General features: G+C 44.5%; 22 protein-coding genes. 10 read left to right on the top strand and 12 right to left on the bottom strand.

Annotated elements, in window-relative coordinates; genetic code table 11:
* Positions 1-12 precede the first annotated feature (12 nt).
* Positions 13-3,855 carry an autotransporter assembly complex protein TamB gene (tamB, locus tag OCU38_RS01275; RefSeq protein ID WP_261823479.1) on the bottom strand — a complete coding sequence of 1,281 codons (3,843 nt, stop codon included), beginning with the start codon at positions 3,853-3,855 and terminating at the stop codon, positions 13-15.
* Between the two features lie 2 nt (positions 3,856-3,857).
* Positions 3,858-5,582, bottom strand: coding sequence for an autotransporter assembly complex protein TamA (gene tamA / locus OCU38_RS01270; protein ID WP_261823478.1), 1,725 nt, complete (start codon positions 5,580-5,582; stop codon positions 3,858-3,860).
* Between the two features lie 135 nt (positions 5,583-5,717).
* Between tamA and msrA the strand changes: the two genes are divergently transcribed.
* The 6 genes from msrA to OCU38_RS01240 all read left to right on the top strand — a co-directional run bounded on the left by msrA (position 5,718) and on the right by OCU38_RS01240 (position 10,534).
* The gene (gene msrA, locus OCU38_RS01265) at positions 5,718-6,350 is read left to right on the top strand and encodes a peptide-methionine (S)-S-oxide reductase MsrA (protein ID WP_261823477.1); all 633 of its coding nucleotides are present in this window, start codon (positions 5,718-5,720) and stop codon (positions 6,348-6,350) included.
* Positions 6,351-6,460: 110 nt separating this feature from the next.
* A complete protein-coding gene (locus tag OCU38_RS01260) occupies positions 6,461-7,012 on the top strand; it encodes a YtfJ family protein (protein ID WP_261823476.1) in 552 nt (183 codons plus the stop codon).
* Between the two features lie 170 nt (positions 7,013-7,182).
* On the top strand, positions 7,183-7,986 hold the full coding sequence (zrgA, locus tag OCU38_RS01255) for a zinc uptake protein ZrgA (RefSeq protein ID WP_261823475.1): 804 nt from the start codon (positions 7,183-7,185) through the stop codon (positions 7,984-7,986).
* Between the two features lie 70 nt (positions 7,987-8,056).
* A complete protein-coding gene (locus OCU38_RS01250; RefSeq protein ID WP_261823474.1) occupies positions 8,057-8,776 on the top strand; it encodes an ABC transporter ATP-binding protein in 720 nt (239 codons plus the stop codon).
* Positions 8,773-10,032, top strand: a complete 1,260-nt coding sequence (locus OCU38_RS01245) for an ABC transporter permease (RefSeq protein WP_261823473.1) — start codon at positions 8,773-8,775, stop codon at positions 10,030-10,032. Before OCU38_RS01250 ends, OCU38_RS01245 begins: the two co-directional genes overlap by 4 nt.
* A 10-nt stretch (positions 10,033-10,042) precedes the next feature.
* Positions 10,043-10,534, top strand: a complete 492-nt coding sequence (locus tag OCU38_RS01240; protein WP_023402482.1) for a DUF3299 domain-containing protein — start codon at positions 10,043-10,045, stop codon at positions 10,532-10,534.
* 90 nt (positions 10,535-10,624) lie between these two features.
* On the opposite strand, the gene cobA is transcribed toward OCU38_RS01240, so the two are convergent.
* Complete coding sequence (cobA, locus tag OCU38_RS01235) at positions 10,625-11,479, bottom strand: uroporphyrinogen-III C-methyltransferase (protein WP_261823472.1); 855 nt, start codon at positions 11,477-11,479, stop codon at positions 10,625-10,627.
* A gap of 239 nt (positions 11,480-11,718) precedes the next feature.
* On the opposite strand from cobA, the gene OCU38_RS01230 reads away from it, so the two are divergent.
* The gene (locus tag OCU38_RS01230) at positions 11,719-12,174 is read left to right on the top strand and encodes a GNAT family N-acetyltransferase (protein ID WP_261823471.1); all 456 of its coding nucleotides are present in this window, start codon (positions 11,719-11,721) and stop codon (positions 12,172-12,174) included.
* 3 nt (positions 12,175-12,177) lie between these two features.
* On the opposite strand, the gene OCU38_RS01225 is transcribed toward OCU38_RS01230, so the two are convergent.
* Positions 12,178-12,762, bottom strand: a complete 585-nt coding sequence (locus OCU38_RS01225) for a LysM-like peptidoglycan-binding domain-containing protein (RefSeq protein ID WP_261823470.1) — start codon at positions 12,760-12,762, stop codon at positions 12,178-12,180.
* 287 nt (positions 12,763-13,049) lie between these two features.
* Here OCU38_RS01225 and OCU38_RS01220 point away from each other — a divergent pair, with 287 nt between their 5' ends.
* From OCU38_RS01220 to OCU38_RS01210, 3 genes are all read left to right on the top strand, one after another.
* On the top strand, positions 13,050-13,670 hold the full coding sequence (locus OCU38_RS01220; protein ID WP_039969907.1) for an FKBP-type peptidyl-prolyl cis-trans isomerase: 621 nt from the start codon (positions 13,050-13,052) through the stop codon (positions 13,668-13,670).
* 157 nt (positions 13,671-13,827) lie between these two features.
* Positions 13,828-15,096 carry an O-acetylhomoserine aminocarboxypropyltransferase/cysteine synthase family protein gene (locus tag OCU38_RS01215; protein WP_261823469.1) on the top strand — a complete coding sequence of 423 codons (1,269 nt, stop codon included), beginning with the start codon at positions 13,828-13,830 and terminating at the stop codon, positions 15,094-15,096.
* A gap of 143 nt (positions 15,097-15,239) precedes the next feature.
* Entirely contained in the window at positions 15,240-15,731 is a 492-nt protein-coding gene (locus OCU38_RS01210) for a DUF2780 domain-containing protein (RefSeq protein WP_261823468.1), read from the top strand.
* A gap of 99 nt (positions 15,732-15,830) precedes the next feature.
* Here the strand turns inward: OCU38_RS01210 and rplQ are convergent, their stop codons facing one another.
* The 8 genes from rplQ to rplO all read right to left on the bottom strand — a co-directional run bounded on the left by rplQ (position 15,831) and on the right by rplO (position 20,761).
* Positions 15,831-16,211: a 50S ribosomal protein L17 gene (rplQ, locus tag OCU38_RS01205; RefSeq protein ID WP_021712504.1), complete on the bottom strand. Its 381-nt coding sequence runs from the start codon at positions 16,209-16,211 to the stop codon at positions 15,831-15,833.
* 26 nt (positions 16,212-16,237) lie between these two features.
* On the bottom strand, positions 16,238-17,230 hold the full coding sequence (locus OCU38_RS01200; protein WP_152821487.1) for a DNA-directed RNA polymerase subunit alpha: 993 nt from the start codon (positions 17,228-17,230) through the stop codon (positions 16,238-16,240).
* A gap of 24 nt (positions 17,231-17,254) precedes the next feature.
* Positions 17,255-17,875: a 30S ribosomal protein S4 gene (gene rpsD / locus OCU38_RS01195; RefSeq protein ID WP_021712506.1), complete on the bottom strand. Its 621-nt coding sequence runs from the start codon at positions 17,873-17,875 to the stop codon at positions 17,255-17,257.
* 31 nt (positions 17,876-17,906) lie between these two features.
* Positions 17,907-18,296, bottom strand: coding sequence for a 30S ribosomal protein S11 (gene rpsK / locus OCU38_RS01190; protein ID WP_004398450.1), 390 nt, complete (start codon positions 18,294-18,296; stop codon positions 17,907-17,909).
* Between the two features lie 18 nt (positions 18,297-18,314).
* Entirely contained in the window at positions 18,315-18,671 is a 357-nt protein-coding gene (gene rpsM / locus OCU38_RS01185) for a 30S ribosomal protein S13 (protein ID WP_021712507.1), read from the bottom strand.
* Positions 18,672-18,818: 147 nt separating this feature from the next.
* Positions 18,819-18,932 carry a 50S ribosomal protein L36 gene (gene rpmJ / locus OCU38_RS01180; RefSeq protein ID WP_039969906.1) on the bottom strand — a complete coding sequence of 38 codons (114 nt, stop codon included), beginning with the start codon at positions 18,930-18,932 and terminating at the stop codon, positions 18,819-18,821.
* A 39-nt stretch (positions 18,933-18,971) separates the two neighbouring features.
* The gene (gene secY, locus OCU38_RS01175) at positions 18,972-20,306 is read right to left on the bottom strand and encodes a preprotein translocase subunit SecY (RefSeq protein ID WP_023402474.1); all 1,335 of its coding nucleotides are present in this window, start codon (positions 20,304-20,306) and stop codon (positions 18,972-18,974) included.
* Between the two features lie 20 nt (positions 20,307-20,326).
* Positions 20,327-20,761 (bottom strand): 50S ribosomal protein L15, encoded by a 435-nt coding sequence (gene rplO, locus OCU38_RS01170; protein WP_021712509.1) that lies wholly within the window; start codon positions 20,759-20,761, stop codon positions 20,327-20,329.
* Position 20,762: the final 1 nt, after the last annotated feature.

Raw genomic sequence — 20,762 nt, 5'->3', positions numbered from 1 at the left:
TGATTGATATGATTAATCAAATTCAAACTGATACAACAAATCTACTGCACTATCGGTACCTGAAACCAACTCTAAATAGAGATCTTTCATTAAACGATAACGGAAGGTAAATTCACCAATAGATTCAAAAATCCCAACGCCATACTTAACCTGTAACCCCGGTAGAATGTAACCACTCACAGTCACTTGCGAATCATCCCCGCTACCTGCGGTATCAAGCTGCAAATCACTGACGCCAAAGGCTTCACCGATTTCACCAACCACACGCCCACTACGAGCTAAACTCAGCCCAATCAAGGCTGTGGTCATCGCATTACCACCGGACTCACTATCCAGATCTTGTCCTCGCAGAATATATGACAAGGCATTGGCTTGTGGCATGGATGGCTCTGAGAACACTTCAATACTCGGCTCATCAGCAGGGCCAGTAACTTTAATTCCAGCAATAACATCATCTTCGGTGTTATCTGGATTACGAATCGCTTTAATGGATAAGTATGGCAAATCGGCTGGGCCATTGAATTGAACTTTACCCTCTTCAATAAGTAAGTCTTGACCGAATGAGCGATATTTACCATCAACGATATTCACTTCACCTAAAATAAACGGCGCATTGTTCTTTTGCGAAACGTTCATTTCACCCACCAGACCGCCTTTTAATCCAAAGGCGCTCAGTAAGAAGTCATCCCCGATCACCACCTTAATATTGGTTTTTATCTCGAATGGGAACTTGCTACTTTCCTCTAAAGGTTGCAGGTCTTTATTCACAATCACTTCATCAGAAGAGACTGAAATTGCCGATGGCGGAAGCTCTTCAACCGTAATTCGTCCCCACGGCAAACGCACTTCACCTTTGACATCGATTAATCCCGGAGATATCGCAACATCGATATCGGGCTCAACCTTAGCTTTAACCATTGGTGGCACTTCGATCAATAATTGGTTAGCTGACAAACTGAGGTTAGCTCTCCAATCATCAATATTTTGCCAATCTCCATCGCCCTTCATCAATAGGTCACCGTCTTGGGTCACTATGGTTGAATCCAGTTTGCCTTGATAGCCTGAGAAGGTAGCGACCACCTGACCACCCGTAACATCCACAGGGCTAATATCACCGGTGGCAATAATGTTTTCTACTCTAAAATCACCAAACACTTGAGGCTTAGTGACCGGCCCTTTCAGCTTAATATCAGAATTAATATCAGCCGCCACTTTACTAAACTCACCAAACATTGGTGCAAGCATATCTAAAGTGATTTTTTGCAATTGCAGTCGCGCATCAACCTGTTTGTCTTTTTTAGAGACTTTATCCAGTTCAACCCGACCTTTCACCGCACCATTATCAGTTAGGTCGATATCCCAATCAGCTTTTAAGTCATCTTTGAGCAAGCTGGCGGTAACATCAATGCGGTTCCAACCTACTACCAATGGGCGATCAAGTTGTTGGGTTACGCTTCCTTGTGGAAGATCCACTTTCATCTCTAGTTCTGGCAATGCGCTTGGTGACCATTTGGCGCGCACAGTGGCATCGACAGTACCGACTACCGAAATATCTTGTGGCATCAAAGCGGCAACCTGTGAGAAATTAAAGCTCTGAATACTGGCAAACACCTCCCCTGACTGACCGGCATTCACATCTTTGTCTAAGCACAATTTAGAATCTGCTTGTAACCAGCAATGCGCTTCCACAAATACACTTTGCGTATTGCCGTCATAGGCAAGTTTTGGGCTGTGGTCGACAACCCACTCACCTTGCACTGTAGTTAAACTGGCATCTTGCAGTTCGCCTTTCCATTGAATACCTTGCTTAGTATCTAACGAACCTTGAACGCTAAAGCCCCCTTGCAACACATCAGAATCAATACTAAAAGAGGCTCGATGATTCTCTTCAGAGCCGCTAAAGCTAAATTCACTGCGTTTCACTTTTTGTTCTAAATGCTGCAGCCCCGCCACTACGACATCGAGATCGCCTCGCGGCGCAGGTAGCGGGATCACATCCCCTTTTAGGGAAACAGACGCGACAGTGAGTTGGTCGAGCCAAGCAATTTTAGTGGCGGTAACATCGGCAATGATCTCAGGGGTCGCAAATGGCCCGCGAACCTTAATTAAACCTATTGCCTTACCTGAGGCATCCGGTACTGTATTTTTTATTTCAGGAATATCTAACTGAGTATCGATATTCCAATTTTGGTCTAAGTTACCAGACACTCGAATATTGTTCTGACCATGCGCCACCACAATGCCGGGAGTATTAACCCTAAAGTCACCTTTTCCGGAAATGTCTTTTGCTTGCAAAACGCCATTAATATTTAACGGGTAATTACGGAAAATACCGTCAATATCCAGATGAGATAGCTCAACTTCCCAGCCGCCTTTTGTCGGCAAACGTCCGGTAGTTTCTATATCACCGCTAATATCACCCTCAGCATTCGGCCAATAACTTCCCGGCTGGATATGCTGTAGATTCAACTTCGCATCCCAGTTAATTGGAGCAGCCCAATTGGCTAAAACCTGCCCTTTGACGACACCTTTGAGTGCTTGTACATTGATGTTTTTCAGATCTATCTGCTCTAAATTCCCCTCACCATCCACGGCTAAATTGACATCCGGGATCTGCTTACCTTGAGCGGCGGCTTGTAAATCAAGTGCGTACTGAGTTAATGAGCCTTTGGCTTGTAAGCGGGCAATTTGCGCTTTGTAATCGGCTTCACCGCGCAATGGCCACTGCAGTTTGGTTTTAGTCAAATCAATATCAAACGGAATATTAGGATCGAGCAAGGCTAAATTAGCATCGAGATCAGCAACTACAAGATCCCTTAACCCTGCATTTAAACTCAAATCAGCGGCGCTACCTTTGGCATTTAAAAATAGAGATTGTCCGGCCAAGGTGGTTTGTTTTATTTTTGCATCCAGATCTAGCGATAAAGGATAATCGCCCTTGAGCTCAGCGGTGGCATCTAAATTTAAATCCAGTTGTGGCATCACCAATTCAAACTGTTGAATCGTGACATTATTGCCGTGAGCTTCACCAACTAAATGCGCACGAGTTATTTCCACCGCAGGTTCGGTGATTTTAAAATCTGTCACCGTAATGTCTTGCACCGTTGCACTCAGTGGTATCCATATTTCAGGTAACACGATATTGATATCGGTCGGCGCATCTGAGGCATTAGTGGTAGGCGGTGGCGTGCTTGATGGCGGTTCTTCTTTGCTTGGAGCAAGAGTAACTCGGCCACCATCAAAAATAGTAGGACTTAAAATAAGGTTATCAAAACGCATTTTCGCGCCGCTTTCAAACGTTCGCCATGCTGCTTTATTACCTAACACATCAAGCGAGATATCGTTCAAATATAAACGCTCAATATCAATACCTAAGCCAAAGGGTAATGAAATGCTGGTTAACGGCTCGCTCGGCTCTTCGGCAACATCCTCACTTAAGGGCAGTTGGTCTAATGAGAAATTAGCCCCTTCAATGCCCAAAGTTTTAATGCACACTTTCATTTCGGCAAGGCAGCGTAGCTGAATATCCAACTCTAATTTATCGGCTTTTAAGGCAGCGGTTAAATCAGGGTTGTCATAGACAATGCCATGCAACTCAAAGTCAGTAAGCAGCGCCCCTTCAGTGCGTTCAACTTTTAGCTCAGGGACAAATTTTTCCGCAGTCCAAAGAATGCTGTTTAAACCAGGATTGGTAAATAGCAGTCCCCATAGCAAAATAAGGATAAGCAGAATAAGTGCCAATACACCTAACGATATATGGGTAAGAGTCCATAGAATGCGCCGCCACAACGGGCGCTTTTTCTTAGCTGGCGTTGGCGCAGCTTTAGCTTGGCTGCTTTGTTTTGACTCTGTCATAGTTACAACTCCGGACCCAAACCAAAGTGAATCTGGAACTTGTCGGTTCCTTCATCAGCATCTAAACCAAAGGCAAAATCAAGCCTTACAGGGCCTACAGGAGAAGCCCAGCGAATACCAACACCTGTGCCGGTTTTCCATTCTGGGGTTTCGTTCCACGCATCACCATAATCAACAAATGTCGCTAGCCACCAATCTCCATACACACGGTACTGATACTCTAAACTGGTTGTGGCCATAAACTTAGCCCCGGTAAGCTTACCTTCGTCGTCTTTTGGAGAGATGGATTCATACTCATAACCACGCAGATTATTATCGCCACCAGCAAAAAAACGTAACGATGGCGGAAGGTCGAATACCGACTCAGTAAAGTTTGCGCCACCACCGACATAAAATATGCCACGATGATTCTTTTTATAACTGCGAATCCATGTGGTGCGTCCCTGAACCCTTAACACTCGGGTTTCGGAGAACAGCGCCGGATCGCCATATTCAAAGGTAATGGACTGTTTATCACCCCATGTTGGCATAGGGCCGCCTCGGGTACGAGTTTTAGAAAACGACACACCGGGCAACAACATGGTGAAGTTATCTTCTTGAGAACCCTGAGTAAAATCTTCATTGAGTAAGCGGATAAATACGGTTCGATGCCAGCCGCTATCCAAAGCCCAATGTCGCTCAAGGCCTAAGCTGGATTCAAAACTGGTGGTATCGTTATTGTCGAGATGTTTCATACCATATTGAACACGGTAGTACTCACGCAGCACATCTTCTAAAGGGATTTTATAACCCACCACAATCTCTTGCTCTGGTTTAGAAAGAGAGAAGCTACTATCGAAGCTGTGACCTTGTGGGTTCAACCAAGGTCGCCGCCAACTTAATGAGCCGCGCACGCCAACATCGGTTGAATAACCAATACCGGTTTCGACTTGGTGACGAGATTGTGGTGACAATTGAATGGTCATCGGCAACTCTCGATTGCCATCACCCACTTTGCTTAGATCCGGTTCTACAAATACGCTAGAAAACCAAGATGTACTGGATAGGTTTTGATTGAGCAAACCTATCTGACTGGCTAAATAAGGGTCGCCTTGTTCAAATGGCACTAAAGACTGCACTCTTTTCTCTTCTATCTGAGAGCCTAAGATCTTAGTTGGGCCAAAGCGATATCGAATGCCACTTTCATAGTGAAGATGAATAAAAGCTTTATTCAGCTCTGGAGATACTTCTAAACGAGTGGTACTAAAGTCCCCCTCAAAATAACCTCGCTTTAGTGCCAGATTACGCAAGCCTGATTTAAGTGCATCGTAATCACCATGATTTAGCCTTTGACCTACTTTTAAGTTACTCGACTTAATCAAGGCTGCAAATTCACGATCGTCTTTGGCTTCTCCGCTCACCTTTACATCGACGGTATCAATAACCACAGGATCACCCAGTTTCACATCAACCGTGAGCTCTTGGTCTTCTTTGTTGACGGTAAATTGAAGGATCGGATGATAGTAGCCCAAAGCTCTAACAGCTTGAACAATGCTATCTTCAACACGAGATTGAAAACGAAGGGAGGTAGAATATTCATCCTCTGGAATGGCAGACAAATACGCCTCAACATTATCTTCGACCTCACTAGAAAGGCCGTTGATGCTGAGGGTTGCCTCGGCTCGACACATTTGGCTTATAACCAAAAGGACAAAAGCGATAAATATCCGTATTACGCGTTGATTCATTTTTTATGGTTACTGTACTTCCTGTAACGAGACAGATGTGTAGGCAGAAAATTTCCCCATGGGTCGACTAAGTAGTATAAAGGATTGATCCGTGATAAAAAATTTAAAAAACACTTACTTTTGCTAGGAGAGCACATGTTTGATAAACATACCATGATTTCAAAGGAAGATGCGTTGCCTGGACGCACAAATCCTATCGTTAAACTGGGTCATCATTTTGTTAATCATACTGATTTGACCGCACCACCAGCGAAAGGTTGCCAAAAAATCTTACTCGGATTGGGTTGTTTTTGGGGAGCCGAACGCCTGTTCTGGAATACCGCTGGAGTGATTTCAACATCAGTGGGTTATAGCGGTGGATATACACCCAACCCAAGCTATGAAGAAGTCTGTACCGGACAAACCGGACATACCGAAGTGGTAAGTGTTATTTTCGACCCGCAACAAATATCCCTAGACGCTTTACTGCAACTCTTCTGGGAAAAACACGACCCGACTCAAGGAATGCGTCAAGGCAACGATGCGGGCACACAATACCGCTCCGCTATCTACTGCTATGACGATGAGCAAATGCAAATAGCTAAAGCCTCACTCGCTGTCTATCAACGGTTACTTGCTCAATCAGAGAAAGCCACCATTACTACTGAAATCACCTTAGCCGGCCCTTACTACTTTGCCGAAGAGTATCATCAACAGTATTTAGCAAAGAATCCAGACGGGTATTGTGGCCTTGGCGGAACCGGAATTTGCTTCCCTCCACAGAACTAATATGGAACTTCACAGGTGTAAATAAATCTACTTACCATATACTTAAGGCAAATTATCACTTGTCGTTGCAATGCTTCTAAGTGGCTATTCACATAACAATGGATTTAAACATGCAAATAAAACCCCTACTCGCTGTATTAGCTATCACTATGCCTTTTTCTTCATGGGCACTAAATATGCCAACCGGAAAAACGGCTCCTGCGGTGAATGTTTCCAGTTTTGGAGAAGTTATAGCCAATCAGGATGATATAACATATCATCAGTGGGATTCAGCAAGCATGGTGGGTAAAACTCGCGTAATCCAAGCTATCGCCGGGCGCTCTGCGGCCAAGGCCCTAAATAAGCCGATGATAGATGCGATTATTAATGCTGATTTCCCAAAAGATAAGTATCAAACGACCACGATTGTGAATCAAGATGATGCTATCTGGGGTACCAGCTCTTTTGTTAAATCCAGTGCTGAAGATAGCAAACGTGATTTCCCATACTCTTCTATTGTCTTAGATGAACATGGTGCGGTGGCTAAAGCGTGGGACCTTGAAGCAAAAAGCTCAATGATTGCGGTTCAGGGTAAGAACGGAGAGATCCTTTGGGCTAAAGAAGGTGAGTTAACCCCTAAAGAAATACAGCACGTTATCTCTTTAGTAAAAAGTAACCTATAAACCCAACCATATAAACTTTGCTGTTTAAATGCGCTCTATGGGTTGTGAGTCATGATATTTAACGCCTTTATGGGCATTAAATTGAGTGAAAATAACAACCATATAGAAATATGAATGAAAAATATCGACGTTACAATACGTCGACATTGCATCAATAGGTAATTAGAACAATGATAAAAGCTGTTAAGCCACTACTTTTCTCCCTAAGTGCTCTGACGCTAGCGGTAACGTCTATTTCAGCTCACGCTGAAGAACATTTCCGTCAGCATGGTGCTCATGTACACGGCAGCGTTGAGCTAAATATCGCTCAAGACGGCCAAGATCTTTTAGTTGAAATTCGTGCTCCAGGCGCTGATGTGATCGGTTTTGAGCACATGCCAAAAACGGACAAGCAACATAAGGTTTTTGACAAAGCAATGGCTCACTTAAACTCTGCTGATTCTATTTTGCAAATCAGTGATGAAGCGGGTTGTACACTCACTACTAAAGAAGTGACTCCTGCTCTTTCTGAAGGCGATCATGATGACCATGAAGGTCACGACCACGAAGGCCATGATCATGATGGACATGACCATGACGGACACGATCATCATGCACATGAAGGCCATGACCACGATGGGCATGACCATGACGGACACGATCATCATGCACATGAAGGCCACGACCACGATGGGCATGATCATGACGGACACGATCATCATGCACATGAAGGCCACGACCACGATGGGCATGACCATGATGGACACGATCATCACGCACATGAAGGTCACGACCACGATGGGCATCATGACGGACATGGTCAATTTAACATTGCATACCAATATCAATGTAAAGATATGAGTAAACTGACTCAGATTGACACAAATTGGTTCAAGCTATTTAGTGGCACAAAGGTTATCCACGCAAACTTGCTAACAGATTCAGCTCAACTTGCTACCGAGCTAACTAAAGGCAACAGCGTTATTAAGCTTTAGTCTCTATGGTCACCGCGAAACGCGGTGACCATTTCTCGTCACTTTTCGGCAGATTGTAATAGGAAACATAGTGACTACACATTCTCAAACAGATACCGTAATCGAACTCAAAGATGTTCGTTTCGCATGGCCGGGTAACTCCACACCTACCTTAGATATACCAACGCTTACGGTCAAACAAGGTCAGCACATCTTCATTAAAGGGCCAAGTGGCTGTGGCAAGTCGACACTTCTCAGCTTACTTACCGGCATCTCGACCAGTGATAGTGGCTTCCTTAAAGTATTAGATACCGAATTATCTAGCCTTTCGCAAACTCAAAGAGATCGTTTTCGCGCTGACAACATAGGCTATATTTTTCAACAATTTAATTTGCTGCCTTATTTATCTGTTGTGGATAATGTGATTCTTCCTTGCCAATTTTCACAGCAAAGAAAACAGGGTGTCGATGGCGACCTAAAACAGCAAGCACGCCAACTATTACAACGCCTTCATCTTGCAGAAGAGCTATTAGATAAACCGGTTGTCGAGCTCAGTATTGGTCAACAGCAACGCGTCGCTGCAGCGCGCGCCTTAATCGGTAAACCACGACTTATTATTGCAGATGAACCGACTTCCTCATTAGACTTTGCCAATCGCACCGCATTTTTAGAGTTATTAATGGAGCAGGCAGAGCAAGCACAATCAACCTTGGTTTTTGTTAGCCATGATCCAACCCTTGAAGGGCTGTTCAATACTCGCCTCAACCTTCAAGAACTCAATCAAGTTAAAGCCGAGGGATTAAGCGAATGAACACCACTGCACATTTAGCTTGGAAAAGCCTTTCTAACCGAAAAACAACCGCTTTTCTCACTATTTTAACGGTCGCTATTTCCGTCATTTTATTACTGGGTGTTGAGCGCATTCGTACCGAGGCTAAAAACAGCTTTGCCAACACCATTTCTGGTACAGATTTAATTGTTGGCGCTCGTTCTGGCCAAGTAAACCTACTTCTTTATTCTGTTTTTCGTATTGGTAACGCCACCAATAATATTGACTGGAAAAGCTTTGAAGAATTTAGCAATAGTCCGGTTGTGGATTGGGCCATCCCTATTTCTCTTGGTGACTCGCACAAAGGTTTTCGGGTGATGGGCACCACCCAAGCCTATTTTGACCATTTTAAATACGGCAAAAAACAGCACATAAAATTGAGTGCAGGTAAGCCATTTTCCGGATTATTTGAAACCGTAATCGGCTCAGAAGTTGCTGAAACTCTGGGTTATAAAATTGGTACAGAGATCATTATTGCGCACGGCATTTCCGACGTAGGATTTGCCCGCCACGATCACCTTCCATTTAAAGTGGTGGGGATCTTAGCCCCAACAGGTACACCGGTAGATAAAACGGTGCACGTTTCCCTAAAAGCCATCGAAGCTATTCACGTGGGGTGGGAATCTGGGGCCAATTTAGGTGGTAACCCAGGCGCTGATGCTCTGAAAAAAATGGATTTCCAACCTAAGCAGATCACTGCATTTATGCTGGGGCTTAAATCAAAAATTCAGACTTTTGCTCTGCAACGACAAATCAACACCTACAACAAAGAACCGTTAAGCGCCATTCTTCCGGGTATCGCACTACATGAATTGTGGGGAATGATGTCCATTGCCGAACAAGCCTTGTTGGTTGTGTCTGGATTTGTCGTGATTTCAGGTTTGCTTGGCATGCTCAGTAGCCTACTGACCAGTCTGCAAGAGCGCCGCCGAGAAATGGCCATATTACGCGCTATGGGTGCACGCCCTAGACACATTTTTGCCTTACTCATTAGTGAAGCGACCGCTCTAACTCTAGCCGGTATTGTGACGGGTGTTGCGGGGCTTTACGCTATGTTATTTATACTGAAACCCATCATCCTAAAACTCTATGGCATTAGTATTGAATTAAGCATGCTAACCGCACATGAATGGACCTTAATTGGGTTAGTTCTTGGAGCTGGTGTTATCATCGGCTTCATTCCAGCCTTTAGAGCATATCGCCAGTCACTCGCTGATGGCATGACTATTCGAATTTAAGAGACTATCAATGAAAAAGCTTACACAATGTTTTTTTATGTTGGCACTAACCCTGTCATCACTGTTAGCCCACGCTGAACCACTGGAGCTGAATTGGATTGATCTGATTCCTGAAAGTGAACGCGCCCAATTTGATCAACAACAAATGCCGATGCCTTCATCACATGATGGTGGCGCAGCACCGCAAGCTAAAATTGGTTCTGTTCGTACCGAACTTGATGGCAGCCAAGTAAAAATCCCGGGCTTTGTTATTCCACTGGAAGGCGACGCTAATAACGTGACTGAGTTTCTTTTAGTTCCTTACTTTGGTGCTTGTATTCACGTTCCGCCACCGCCACCAAACCAAATCATCTATGTGAAGTTCCCAAGTGGTGCGCCAGTACAAGAATTGTGGGATGTAGTGTATGTGGTTGGTGAGCTAAAAGCGCAAACCGTTGAGCATGAACTGGCCGAAACTGGCTACCTGCTAAACGGGACATCGCTAGAACCGTATGATGACTAAGTTATCAATGTAACAGCGCTATAAACGGAAAGACTAAAATGAAAGACGAGCCATACATAGAGGATCTATGTATGGCTTTTTTTGTTTAGTTTACTTTACTTTTACTTGAGCGTTCGCGTGAGCATGCTCTGTTTGCACGCCATCGGTATCAAACCACGCCAATTTTTTACCTAAAGCAACCACTTCTCCTACTACGATTAAGGCCGGAGATGCTGCGTGTTTAGATAGCTCACTCAATTGCGATAGATTGCCATAAATGACCTTTTGCGCCGCTTGAGTTCCGCGCTCAATAATCGCTATCGGTGTGTCAGCCGCGCGTCCATACTGGGTGAGTTGCTGCTCGATAATGCTCGACTTCATTAAGCCCATATAAATAACCAGAGTTTGATTTTTACGTGCTAAGGTCGACCAATCCACTGTCGAGTCTTCATCTTTTAAATGCCCCGTCACAAACATTGCCGTCTGAGCATAATCTCGATGTGTCAGCGGTATTCCAGCATACGCCGTCGCACCAGATGCTGCGGTAATACCTGGGATAACTTGAAAGCTAACTCCATTATCCACCAGTACTTCCAGTTCTTCTGCGCCACGACCAAATATGAAGGGATCGCCACCTTTAATTCTTACTACTCGATAACCTTGCTTAGCAAAATCAACTAACAGCTGATTGGTTTTATGCTGAGGGACGCTGTGCGCTCCTGCTCGTTTGCCCACACAAACCAAAATCGCATCGGCTGACACCAAAGATAAAATCTCATCCGACACTAGGTAGTCATACAGAATCACTTCTGCTTGTCTTAGCATGTTCAATGCTTTGATGGTCAAAAGCTCAGGATCACCCGGTCCTGCGCCAACAAGTGCCACTTGTCCGGGTTGTAGTGCGGTATAAGGCAGCTTTGAATCAATCGCAGTGCGAGGGCTAATAGGAACAACAGTGTCGAGCATAATCACATCCTTGCTATAAGAGTGAAATGATTATGCCGTGTACAGTTTATAACTGGAAATTCTATATTTGTATCTGTTATTCCTTAATCGACTTAAAAACGCACAATACCCTTTGCAAATTAAGGGTTATTAGTGGTTCCACTTCAGATCCTAGCGACTGATGTACAAGGGTCAGTACAGCAAAGTTTAGTTGTGCTAACCTATTCTTCTTTATTAATCGTTAACTGGTACTCCCGCTCATGCTCGATTGGCAACTACTCGCATTCGATGAAATCGACAATCACCTTCTTTATCAAATTATTAAACTGCGAGTGGACGTCTTCGTTGTCGAACAAGATTGTGCTTATCCTGAGTTGGATAATAAAGATCATGCGCAAGGGGTTAAGCATTTAATCGCTTTACAAGACCATGAAGTAGTTGCAGTAGCCCGCTTAATTCCGGCTGGGATTTCATATCCTGCGGTAAGCATTGGGCGTGTAGTGGTCAGCGCGGCGGCGCGAAAACTTAATCTAGGTCATCAGTTGATGGAGAGAGCGGTGGCTGAGTGTCAGAGGCTATGGCCAGATCAGGCCATTGAAATTGGTGCACAAGCGCATTTGCAAGCGTTTTACCAAAGACATGGTTTTGAGGCATTCTCAAAACCTTATCTCGAAGACGGTATTCCGCATATCGACATGCGCCGAAAGGCGGTATAACTGTTACTTGCTACGACCAAATCCACCATTAGAAAGGCGGAAAAACATTACTGAGTCGTTGCTGCTCTCTAACTGCAAAATATCTAAACGGCCATTCACATCGCGTTTGAAACGAACGAGCTGACCTTGCTTGATTTGGCTCAGTGGTTTATCAATGCCTTCAATTTTAGCTAGAGCGTTTAAGTCGGTCATGGAGAGATTATTTTTGCGAAACACATTCGCTAACGTATCCCCAGACTTTACTTTGTACTCAATCCACTGCTCAGCTGTTGAATCTTGGCTGCTAGTTTCAGACCCAGTAGCAATCACAGTGTTGCTACCTTGCTCACTTAAACCACGAGTATTGATAGGCACAGAAACCCTTTGATTGGTTGGCGTGCTGACGTCTTTATCAACCGACACTTTAGGCTCTGGCATAATAATGAGTATTAAAGTGACAGGTATCAGTATCATTAGCGCACGTCGATGCCACTTAGGGAATGCCATAACCCCTTGTTTTATCTTTGAAGGTAGCGCCATCCACTCTATTTGGTTCCACTTTTCTGTCAACATTTCTGTATGTGTCTTAGAGCGGGTACGTCGATTCATCCTATATCACTCCGACTTATCCATTTCTATCAGGATATAAAAAAAACAGTGTAATGAACACACCCTCGGTCTCAGTGAAAGATAATTAAACGCAATTAACTGTAAATGAGCACTAATTTGAGCAACTAGAAGGTGTAATTAAGCGATTTGAATTAAAAATCTAGCTCTAGGTTTAATTTTTATACATTATTTGACCGCTATCGAATATCAAACCTTAGCAACAATTTTCAACTTCAATCAGAACTGGTATGCTTGCGCCTTTATATCAAAAACTGAGAGAGACAACTATGTCTGAAGTTCAATTAGAAACTGTAGAGCAAAAAGCTAGCTACGGTATCGGTCTACAAATGGGTCAGCAACTGGCTGGCAGTGGTCTTGAAGGCCTAAACGTTGACGCAATCGCGGCAGGTATCGCAACAGCATTGACTGGCGGCATGCCAGCAATCGAAGTTGATGAAATCAACAACGCTCTTCAAGAACTTCACACTCGCGTAGAAGCTGCACGTGCTGAACAAGCTAAAGTTGCTGCTGCTGATGGCGAAGCATTCCTAGCGGACAACGCTCTTCGTTCAGAAGTGACTGTTCTTGAGTCTGGTCTTCAATACGAAGTACTAACTGAAGGTACTGGTGAAGTTCCAACATCTGAAGCACAAGTACGTGTTCACTACCACGGTGAGCTAACTGACGGAACTGTATTTGACAGCTCTGTATCTCGCGGTCAACCAGCTGAGTTCCCTGTAACTGGCGTTATCAAAGGTTGGGTTGAAGCACTGCAACTAATGCCTGTTGGTTCTAAGTGGAAACTATACATCCCACAAGATCTTGCATACGGTGAGCGTGGCGCTGGCGCGGCAATCCCTCCGTTCGCAGCTCTAGTATTTGAAGTAGAACTACTGGATATCCTGTAATTCTCGCATAGCTATTGTTTTATAAAGGCTTTTTCTTCGGAGAAAGCCTTTTTTTATATCTGTATTATCTGGAAAACTTGTTATCTCTGCCCTTGCGAACCCATAGTAAAACATGGCATCTTAATTCTAATTTCGCTCACAAGGACAGGAAGAACCAATGAAAGACGAAACTCTTGCAATACATCATGGCTATGAAACGGACCCAACCACTAAATCATGTGCCACTCCAATCTATCAAACTGTCGCCTATGAATTTGACGATGCTCAACATGGCGCTGATTTATTTGATTTAGCCGTTCCTGGTAATATCTACACTCGTATCATGAACCCAACCAATGATGTATTAGAAAAGCGTATGGCAGCTCTTGAAGGCGGTATTGCAGGTCTAGCGGTAAGTGCGGGCAGTTCTGCAATCCACTATGCGGTGCTAACCCTAGCGCAAGCGGGTGACAACATTGTTTCGACGCCTCAGCTATATGGCGGCACTTACACCCTGTTTGCTCACATGTTCCCAAGCCTAGGTATTCAAGTAAAATTTGCCGCTGACGATAAGCCTGAGACACTAGCAGCATTAATTGATGACAAAACTAAAGCGGTATACTGCGAATCTATCGGTAACCCTGCTGGTAATATTGTGGACATCGAAGGCATCGCCACTGCCGCACACGCCAAAGGTGTACCTGTTATTGTGGATAATACCGTTGCCACACCCGCGGTCTGTAAGCCAATCCAATATGGCGCTGATATCGTAGTGCACTCACTGACTAAGTATGTAGGCGGACATGGCACAACTTTAGGTGGCATGATCATCGACTCAGGTAAATTCCCTTGGGCAGAGCACAAAGAACGCTTCGCGGTATTAAATCAGCCAGAGCCTTCTTACCACGGCGTAGTGTATGCCGAAGCCTTTGGTGAAGCTGCATTCATTGGCCGCGCACGCACTGTACCTTTGCGTAATACCGGTTCTGCACTATCACCGATGAATGCCTTTATGTTGATGCAAGGTCTAGAAACCTTATCACTGCGTATGGAGCGTCACTGTGAGAATGCGATTAAGGTGGCTACCTACTTACAAAACCATCCAAAAGTAAGTTGGGTGAGCTATGCAGGCCTACCTGACTCGCCTTTCTACGACCTTGCCCAAAAATATATGCAAGGTAAGCCATCTAGCATCCTTTCGTTTGGCTTAAAAGACGGCTACGAAGCTGGGGTGAAGTTTTATGATGCGCTGCAAATATTCAAACGCTTAGTAAACATTGGTGATGCTAAGTCATTAGCCTGTCATCCGGCTTCCACCACTCACCGCCAATTAACTGAGCAAGAGCAGAAGAATGCAGGTGTAGCGCCTGAGATGATTCGCTTGTCGGTAGGCATTGAGCACATAGATGATATCATTGCCGATCTTGAGCAAGCATTAAATCAATAACTGCGAATTGGTTTTCAATTAATAATATGACGGCGCTTAGGCGCCGTTTTTTATTGCCAGTTCCAAGCAAAGCTATCAATCCTTTCCTAGACTTAAAGCAATTCATATCAGTATGAAGAACTTTAAATTAAGAGGGATTGGAAATGAAGGGAATAGCTGTATCAACCTTAATCGGCGCTTTGGTGCTAAGTACGCCAAGTTATGCATACTTTGGCTTTGGCTCAGATGACGATGAAGATAAGACAACTGACATGTCTGCACTTACTGGACAAATTTCTCAGCAGCTAAACTCAGCGCAAAGTACACCACTCACCGATCTACTAAGTAGCCAACTGGATGTCACACCGACACAAGCGGCAGGTGGTGCAGGCGCACTATTATCCTTGGCTCAAACTCAGCTATCTGATGATAATGCCAGTGAATTAAGCTCACTTATTCCGGGGCTAAGTAGCTTTACAGGATCTACTGGGTTGACCTCAATGATCACTAATATGGACTCGGTAAAAAGCACTTTTGAAAGTTTAGGACTTGATCCTTCGTTAGTGTCTCAGTTTGCACCGGTTATTTTGCAATATCTGACTTCTGAAGGTGCCAGTAGTGGCTTATTAGGTTCGTTATCGAGTTTATGGGGATAGTTGATAAAGCAGCGTGAAGGTAAAATTTATCGAATCGCTAAATAGCAGATACAAAAAAGCCGAGCATAAATGCTCGGCTTTTTAGTTCTAACTGAACTATTACTCAGCAGCTTCTTCAGCAACTGGACGATCTACAAGCTCAATGAATGCCATTGGTGCTTTATCGCCAGTACGGAAACCAGCTTTTAGGATACGAGTGTAACCGCCTTGACGGGCAGCAAAACGTGGACCTAGTTCGTTAAATAGTTTTGCCACAACTTCGTTATCACGAGTGCGAGCAAATGCAAGACGACGGTTAGCAACACTGTCAGTCTTAGCTAATGTAATCAAAGGCTCAACTACGCGACGTAGCTCTTTTGCTTTTGGCAATGTAGTCTTGATAACTTCATGACGTACAAGAGAGCTAGCCATATTGCTGAACATCGCTTTGCGATGTGAGCTGTTGCGGTTGAGTTGACGACCACTCTTACGATGGCGCATGACCTAATCCTTCTAACTAATATCGGTTAATCTTCAGCGATTGACGCTGGTGGCCAGTTTTCTAGGCGCATGCCTAGAGACAAGCCGCGAGAAGCAAGCACGTCCTTAATCTCAGTAAGTGATTTCTTACCAAGGTTAGGGGTTTTAAGAAGCTCTACTTCAGTACGCTGAACAAGATCACCGATGTAGTGAATCGCTTCTGCTTTTAGACAGTTTGCAGAGCGAACTGTTAGCTCAAGATCGTCTACAGGACGAAGTAGGATAGGATCGAACTCCGGCTTCTCTTCGATTGGTTCTTGAACACGTACATCGCGAAGATCTACGAAAGCATCCAATTGTTCAGCAAGTATAGTTGCTGCACGACGGATTGCCTCTTCTGGCTCAAGAGTGCCATTCGTTTCCATATCGATAACAAGCTTATCCAAGTCAGTACGTTGTTCTACACGTGCCGCTTCTACAGCGTAGGCAATTTTGTCTACTGGGCTGTAAGTTGCGTCAACAAGTAGACGACCGATTGGGCGCTCATCTTCTTCAGTATGGATGCGAGATGAAGCTGGAACATAACCACGACCACGTTCAACTTTGATACGCATAGCGATATCAGCGTTGTCATCGGTTAGATGACAAATAACGTGCTCTGGGTTAGCGATCTCTACATCACCATCGTGGGTGATGTCACCTGCAACCACAGGGCCTGAGCCTGATTTGTTCAGTGTAATAAACACGTCATCTTTGCCTTCCGCTACGCGTACAGCCAAACCTTTAAGGTTCAGTAGGATTTCAAGAATGTCTTCTTGAACGCCTTCTTTAGTGCTGTATTCGTGTAGCACACCTTCAATCTCAACTTCTGTTACGGCACAACCCGGCATAGAAGATAAAAGAATACGGCGAAGTGCATTACCAAGAGTATGGCCAAAACCACGCTCTAATGGCTCAAGAGTTACTTTTGCGTGTGTCGTATTGATCTGTTCGATATCAACAAGACGTGGCTTAAGAAATTCTGTTACAGAACCCTGCATTGTGTCCTCTCTTTAGTTTAAACCTTACTTAGAGTAAAGTTCGACGATCAGGTGTTCGTTGATGTCAGCAGACAGATCAGAACGTTCTGGTAAACGTTTGAATGTGCCTTCCATTTTGCTGCCATCTACTTCAATCCAAATTGACTTTTCACGTTGTTCAGCAACTTCTAGAGCAGCCTTAATGCGAGATTGCGTTTTAGCTTTCTCACGAATTGAAACAACGTCATTTGCCGCTACTTTGAATGAAGGAACGTTAACAACTTTACCGTTAACTAGGATAGCTTTGTGGCTAACTAGTTGACGTGCTTCTGCGCGAGTTGCACCAAAGCCCATACGGTAAACTACGTTATCTAGACGACCTTCTAGAAGCTGAAGTAGGTTTTCACCTGTGTTGCCTTTAAGGCGAGCAGCTTCTTTGTAGTAGTTACGGAATTGTTTTTCTAAAACGCCGTAGATACGACGAACTTTTTGCTTCTCACGAAGCTGAACGCCATATTCAGATAGACGACCGCGACGAGCGCCGTGTACACCTGGTGCGTTATCAATTTTACACTTGGTATCGATCGCGCGGACACCAGACTTAAGGAATAAGTCAGTACCTTCACGACGGCTAAGCTTCAGCTTAGGACCCAAATATCTAGCCATGTTCTTTCTCCAATATTCCTAGAAACGAAACTTAAACGCGACGTTTCTTAGGTGGACGACAACCGTTATGAGGGATCGGAGTTGCATCAACGATGTTAGTGATGCGGTATCCAGCAGCGTTTAATGCACGGATAGTTGACTCACGACCTGGACCAGGGCCCTTAACCATAACTTCCAAGTTCTTTAGGCCATATTCTTTAGCCATTTCGCCAGCGCGCTCTGCTGCAACCTGAGCTGCGAACGGAGTTGACTTACGAGAACCACGGAAACCTGAACCACCTGCAGTAGCCCAAGCTAGTGCGTTACCTTGACGGTCAGTGATGGTCACGATTGTGTTGTTGAAAGAAGCATGAATGTGCGCTACGCCATCAGCTACTTGCTTGCGAACGCGTTTACGTGCGCGAGTTGGTTGTTTTGCCATTGTACTCTACCCTTCCGACTATTTCTTGATCGGCTTACGCGGACCCTTACGGGTGCGAGCGTTGGTTTTAGTACGCTGTCCACGTAGTGGTAGACTGCGACGATGACGAAGACCGCGGTAACAGCCAAGGTCCATAAGACGCTTGATGTTCATCGATACTTCACGGCGTAGATCACCTTCTACAGTGTATTTAGCTACACCATCACGCAGTTGATTGATCTGATCTTCAGTTAGTTCACTGATCTTAACATTTTCAGCAATACCCACTTCAGCTAAAATAGCTTGAGAACGAGTCTTACCGATGCCGAAGATTGCAGTTAATGCAATCACAGCATGCTTATGATCAGGAATGTTAATGCCTGCTATACGGGCCACTATTCACTCCTAGTACTTATGTAAAGAATTATCCGCAGCAGAGCCCGTCTAGGATACGCTGCGGCATACTACTTCTTTTGCACGCAAAAGGTAGGCCGAGTAATATACTCGAACCTACCCAGTTTTTCAAGTAAAAACTTCTGCTAATTAGCCTTGGCGTTGTTTATGCTTTGGCTCACTGCAGATCACACGCACAACACCGTTGCGCTTGATGATCTTACAGTTACGGCAGATTTTTTTAACGGAAGCACGAACTTTCATTGCTAAACTCCGTAAATGAAATCTGGAACTACAACCGAATTAACGGCCATAACCCTTCAGATTTGCTTTCTTCAACACAGAATCATACTGTTGTGACATCAGATGAGTCTGTACCTGTGCCATGAAATCCATGATTACAACAACTACGATTAGTAGTGATGTGCCGCCAAAGTAGAAACGTACGTTCCACATGACCATCATGAATTCGGGAATCAGACAGATAAAGGTAATATATAGAGCACCTGCAAGGGTTAGTCTAGTCATTACTTTATCGATGTATCTAGCTGTCTGCTCTCCTGGGCGGATGCCGGGTACGAAAGCACCAGACTTCTTCAAGTTATCTGCTGTCTCACGCGGGTTGAATACCAACGCCGTGTAGAAGAAACAGAAAAAGATAATCGCTGACGCATAAAGCATAACATATAGCGGCTGACCTGGGCTTAATGCTAGTGACACATCAGTTAACCAACCGAATGTCGCACTTTCGCCGTTCTGACCGAACCACTGTGCTAATGTTCCTGGGAACAAAATAATACTTGATGCGAAAATTGCAGGGATTACACCAGCCATGTTTATTTTCAATGGTAGGTGTGAACTCTGCGCTGCATATACCTTACGACCTTGTTGACGTTTGGCGTAGTTAACGACGATACGACGTTGACCACGTTCCATGAATACAACAAAGTAGATAACAGCAAATGCAATTACTGCGATTAACAGTAGAAGAAGCACGTGCAATTCACCTTGACGCGCCTGCTCAATTGTAGACCCGATTGCTTTAGGCAATCCTGCAACAATACCTGCAAAGATGATTAACGAAATACCGTTACCAATTCCGCGCTCTGTAATTTGTTCACCTAACCACATTAAGAACATGGTGCCGGTTACTAAACTTACGGTTGCAATCAGGGTGAACATGGTTTGGTTGATAACAACCAGATTGTCGACCATATTCGGTAAGCCTGTTGCTATACCTATAGCTTGGAATGTTGCAAGTACGAGCGTGCCGTAACGTGTGTACTGGCTTATCTTACGACGGCCAGCTTCACCCTCTTTCTTTAGCTCAGCTAAAGCAGGATGAACAACAGTTAGCAATTGGACCACAATCGATGCCGAAATATACGGCATGATACCAAGGGCCAAGATAGATGCACGCGAAAGTGCACCACCGGAGAACATGTTGAACATTTCAACGATGGTACCTTGTTGCTGGTCTAACAGTTGGGCAAGTACAGCCGCGTCAATACCAGGGATCGGCACAAAAGAACCCGCACGAAACACCAACAAGGCACCTATTACGAATAAAAGGCGTGTTTTCAATTCCGATACGCCACTTTTTGCACTACTAAAATCTTGTCCTGGTTTTTTAGCCATCTGTACCTTTCCCTCGAAGATTATTCTTCGATTTTACCGCCGGCAGCTTCAATAGCAGCTTTAGCGCCTTTAGTTACGCGAAGACCTTTAACAGTCACAGCTTTGTTAATTTCACCAGAAAGAACAACTTTTACAAATTCGATGTTCTTAGTGATTACGTTAGCAGCTTTAAGGCTGTTTAGGTCTACAACGTCACCAGTTACTTTCGCTAGCTCAGCTAGACGAACTTCAGCAGACACTAGGCTCTTACGAGAAGTGAAGCCGAATTTAGGTAGACGCTGTTTCAAAGGCATTTGACCGCCTTCAAAACCTGGACGAACACTGCCGCCAGAGCGTGACTTTTGACCTTTGTGGCCACGGCCACCTGTTTTACCAAGGCCAGAACCGATACCACGGCCTACGCGCTTCTTAGAAGGCTTAGAACCTGCAGCCGGTGATAGAGTATTCAAACGCATT

The organism is Vibrio neonatus (assembly GCF_024346975.1).
GTDB classification, from domain to species: Bacteria; Pseudomonadota; Gammaproteobacteria; order Enterobacterales; family Vibrionaceae; genus Vibrio; species Vibrio neonatus.
This window is presented reverse-complemented; position numbering and strand designations above follow the sequence as displayed.

What these genes read in the sequence shown, in the direction of transcription:
- tamB (WP_261823479.1), bottom strand. Translation starts at nt 3,855, where the DNA reads ATGACAGAGTCAAAACAAAGCAGCCAAGCTAAAGCTGCGCCAACGCCA.
- tamA (WP_261823478.1), bottom strand. Translation starts at nt 5,582, where the DNA reads ATGAATCAACGCGTAATACGGATATTTATCGCTTTTGTCCTTTTGGTT.
- msrA (WP_261823477.1), top strand. Translation starts at nt 5,718, where the DNA reads ATGTTTGATAAACATACCATGATTTCAAAGGAAGATGCGTTGCCTGGA.
- OCU38_RS01260 (WP_261823476.1), top strand. Translation starts at nt 6,461, where the DNA reads ATGCAAATAAAACCCCTACTCGCTGTATTAGCTATCACTATGCCTTTT.
- zrgA (WP_261823475.1), top strand. Translation starts at nt 7,183, where the DNA reads ATGATAAAAGCTGTTAAGCCACTACTTTTCTCCCTAAGTGCTCTGACG.
- OCU38_RS01245 (WP_261823473.1), top strand. Translation starts at nt 8,773, where the DNA reads ATGAACACCACTGCACATTTAGCTTGGAAAAGCCTTTCTAACCGAAAA.
- OCU38_RS01240 (WP_023402482.1), top strand. Translation starts at nt 10,043, where the DNA reads ATGAAAAAGCTTACACAATGTTTTTTTATGTTGGCACTAACCCTGTCA.
- cobA (WP_261823472.1), bottom strand. Translation starts at nt 11,479, where the DNA reads ATGCTCGACACTGTTGTTCCTATTAGCCCTCGCACTGCGATTGATTCA.
- OCU38_RS01230 (WP_261823471.1), top strand. Translation starts at nt 11,719, where the DNA reads ATGCTCGATTGGCAACTACTCGCATTCGATGAAATCGACAATCACCTT.
- OCU38_RS01225 (WP_261823470.1), bottom strand. Translation starts at nt 12,762, where the DNA reads ATGAATCGACGTACCCGCTCTAAGACACATACAGAAATGTTGACAGAA.
- OCU38_RS01220 (WP_039969907.1), top strand. Translation starts at nt 13,050, where the DNA reads ATGTCTGAAGTTCAATTAGAAACTGTAGAGCAAAAAGCTAGCTACGGT.
- OCU38_RS01215 (WP_261823469.1), top strand. Translation starts at nt 13,828, where the DNA reads ATGAAAGACGAAACTCTTGCAATACATCATGGCTATGAAACGGACCCA.
- OCU38_RS01210 (WP_261823468.1), top strand. Translation starts at nt 15,240, where the DNA reads ATGAAGGGAATAGCTGTATCAACCTTAATCGGCGCTTTGGTGCTAAGT.
- rplQ (WP_021712504.1), bottom strand. Translation starts at nt 16,211, where the DNA reads ATGCGCCATCGTAAGAGTGGTCGTCAACTCAACCGCAACAGCTCACAT.
- OCU38_RS01200 (WP_152821487.1), bottom strand. Translation starts at nt 17,230, where the DNA reads ATGCAGGGTTCTGTAACAGAATTTCTTAAGCCACGTCTTGTTGATATC.
- rpsD (WP_021712506.1), bottom strand. Translation starts at nt 17,875, where the DNA reads ATGGCTAGATATTTGGGTCCTAAGCTGAAGCTTAGCCGTCGTGAAGGT.
- rpsK (WP_004398450.1), bottom strand. Translation starts at nt 18,296, where the DNA reads ATGGCAAAACAACCAACTCGCGCACGTAAACGCGTTCGCAAGCAAGTA.
- rpmJ (WP_039969906.1), bottom strand. Translation starts at nt 18,932, where the DNA reads ATGAAAGTTCGTGCTTCCGTTAAAAAAATCTGCCGTAACTGTAAGATC.
- secY (WP_023402474.1), bottom strand. Translation starts at nt 20,306, where the DNA reads ATGGCTAAAAAACCAGGACAAGATTTTAGTAGTGCAAAAAGTGGCGTA.
- rplO (WP_021712509.1), bottom strand. Translation starts at nt 20,761, where the DNA reads ATGCGTTTGAATACTCTATCACCGGCTGCAGGTTCTAAGCCTTCTAAG.